Source organism: Spiroplasma sp. Moj (assembly GCF_016082285.1).
Classification (GTDB): domain Bacteria; phylum Bacillota_I; class Bacilli_A; order Mycoplasmatales; family Mycoplasmataceae; genus Spiroplasma; species Spiroplasma phoeniceum.
Window position 1 is genome coordinate 1 of record NZ_MQTY02000120.1, and the last position, 2,875, is coordinate 2,875.

The 2,875-nt window shown below is 22.7% G+C and carries 2 protein-coding genes; one reads left to right on the top strand and one right to left on the bottom strand.

The annotated features are described in order from the left end of the window. The first annotated feature begins 1,526 nt into the window (after window positions 1–1,526). Complete coding sequence (gene trmB / locus BST80_RS04840; protein ID WP_415746211.1) at window positions 1,527–2,168, top strand: tRNA (guanosine(46)-N7)-methyltransferase TrmB; 642 nt, start codon at window positions 1,527–1,529, stop codon at window positions 2,166–2,168. Between the two features lie 167 nt (window positions 2,169–2,335). Here trmB and BST80_RS04845 read toward each other — a convergent pair whose 3' ends face one another. Then, entirely contained in the window at window positions 2,336–2,653 is a 318-nt protein-coding gene (locus BST80_RS04845) for a YigZ family protein (RefSeq protein ID WP_415746212.1), read from the bottom strand. Between the last annotated feature and the right edge of the window lie 222 nt (window positions 2,654–2,875).

Here is a 2,875-nt window from a genome sequence, read left to right on the forward strand (position 1 = left end):
ATACTTTTTCATTTTAATCTCCATTCTAATTTAAAGACTAAATCAGTGGTCTAAAATGTATATGGTTTTCACATTAGTGTGAATTGCAATGACTTATTTTGCTTATAGTATTTGTGGTATTATTGAATTAATTTATGTTCATGCAATAAAATTACAAAATATTATTGAATATGACCGCAATAGTTATGTTCGTGAGGNTTTAGCACATGATGCTATTTATAATTTAATTCATAAGAATAAGATTNGTCGTGGAATTTATTTTANTTTTATGATTAATAATATTGAAAAANTAGACAAATTTNTAAATAGTNATGTTAAAAATAAAATTATTGATCTTATTTCTCATCAAGTTTTTACACTATGAAAAGAACAAAATNTTTTATTTTTTAAAGCAAGTTTAAATCATTTTGGAATTTTTCTTCCCCTTGATCAAATTGAAAAAGCTGATATTAGTAGTATCTTATTACATAATAAAAGTAAGTTACGACCAGAAACTGATTTGTTAAAACAATTTGAAATTTTATTGTGACAAGTTAATACGACTTTTATTTTAAAAAATTATAAAATAATTGTTAAATTACAAGGATATGCTTCATTATATGNATTACAATCAAATAATTTAAATAAGTTAAAAGAATATAATATTGCAACAGCAGATAATCGGTTAAATCTTGAATATTCAAATCAAATTATTTTTATTGATCCTGAAAATATTAAANAATTGTCAAACCAAAAACGTAGTATTTTAGCTTTAAATGAACATATTCAGTTAGAAAAAATTGTTAGTTTATATTCTCCAATTATAAANTGTAAATGATGGCCTTANATTAGCATATCATTTATAGTAGTAATTTAGTTGATGGGGTTGATAGTGATTTAATATTTGGAAAAGATAGTAATACTTTTGGGGGAATTGTACATGAAACAATGCTAGTTCGTTTTAATGCGGCATTAAATATTAAAAATTTTCATAAATTAGATTATTATTTAGAACAAAAATTATTCATTACTTATCCAGCTAGTTTTATTAGTAGTGATCAGTTTAATTTAAAAAAATTTGCAACAAAATTAATTGAATTAAAAGTAAAACCTGGTAATTTAATTTTAACTTTTGATTTAATGGAAACTGGCTTTGATCNTGAAAAGTTTAAAAAAAANTTTAAATACAATTAAAAATATTGGTATTGAAGTTGCTGTTAAAAATTTTGGAGCAATTGATACGGAATTAAATAGTTTGTACTATTATGAACCTAATTATGCTGTTTTTTCTCCAACAATTATTNGTGAAATGTTTATTCATTTGCATTATCAAAATTTAATTAAAGAATATATTATTTTAGCANAAAAACTTGATATTATTTTAATTGCACCACAAGTTAATAGTTATTTAGGATATAGTAAATTAAAAGAACTAAAAATTAATTATATGTTTGGTTCATTATTTGGAACTTATGATGAACCACAAAATGAAATTGGTAATGAGATAAAAATAGCTTTATTAAAAAACAGTCNGAAAGGATTTAAAGATGAGACTAANAAATAAACCTTGAGCAACAGAATATATTATGGAGAATCCTACCTTTGCAATTCAAAATCCAGAATATTATAAGGGACAATGGGGAAAAATGATTTTTAAAAATAATAATCCCTTAAATATTGAAATTGGTTCTGGGAAAGGGGATTTTATTATAGCATTAGCAAAAAAATATCCAAATCAAAANTTTTTAGNAATCGAACGTTATCCATCAGTTTTAGTTTTAGNTTTAAAAAAAATAATTGCTGAAAATTTATCTAATTTAAAAATAATTGTTTTTGGTGCTATTTTTTTACTAGAAATTTTTGCACCTAAAGAAATTAATAAAATATATTTAAATTTCTCTGATCCTTGACCAAAAGTGCGACATGAAAAACGTCGGCTAACAAATAAAATATATTTAGATTTTTATCAAATTATTTTACAAGATAATGGTGAAATTCATTTTAAAACAGATAATGATCAATTATTTACTTATTCATTAGAATCATTTAAAGAAAATAATTGAAAAATTGTTGATTATACAACAAATTTATATCAGAGTCAGTATGCGGAAAATAATGTTCCAACTGAATATGAACGACGCTTTGTTAAACTTGGAAAAAATATTAATTATTTATATGCTCGGAAATAATTATATTAATTTTATTATTGCTGGNTCATAAAAGGAAAGTATGGATTTGTTCACTAGGTAACGAAAATTGATAGCTAATAGGTTCCTTAAAATTTTTATTAATTATTAAATTTTGATAATGATATGTTAAATATTCATCAACTAATTTAATTTTATTAATTGGGAATTTAATAATAATATCTTTTGTTTCAAAATANGGAATTAATTCCGCTTTTTTTNAGGTTTGTTTTAANACTATTAGCATAAGCGCGAATTAATNCGCCAGCTCCTAATTTAATTCNCCCAAAATAACGAATAACTAAACACACAACATTAGTTAAATTATGATGANGTAAAATTTCTAAAATTGGTTTACCAGCAGTATTAGTTGGTTCGCCATCATCACTTTTTCGAATAATATTTTGATTTTTCCCAATTAATGTAGGCNTAACAGTTATGAGCAGCGTNTGGCTGTTGATTTGTTTTAATAAATTGAAGTGCATCATGTTCGGAAGTAGCTTTTTGCAATAAACAAANGAAGCNTGATTTTTTAATATTTATTTCATTAATAATTAATTTAGTTTCTTTTAGTTCTTGNAANTTTTTCACCTTTCTTTTTATCTTTATTTTATCTTCATTATATTAGACTTCTTGCATAACCTAGTTATTTTAAAATTCCTATAAAATATATTTAAAATAGAAATTATAGGAATCTAAAATTATGAAAT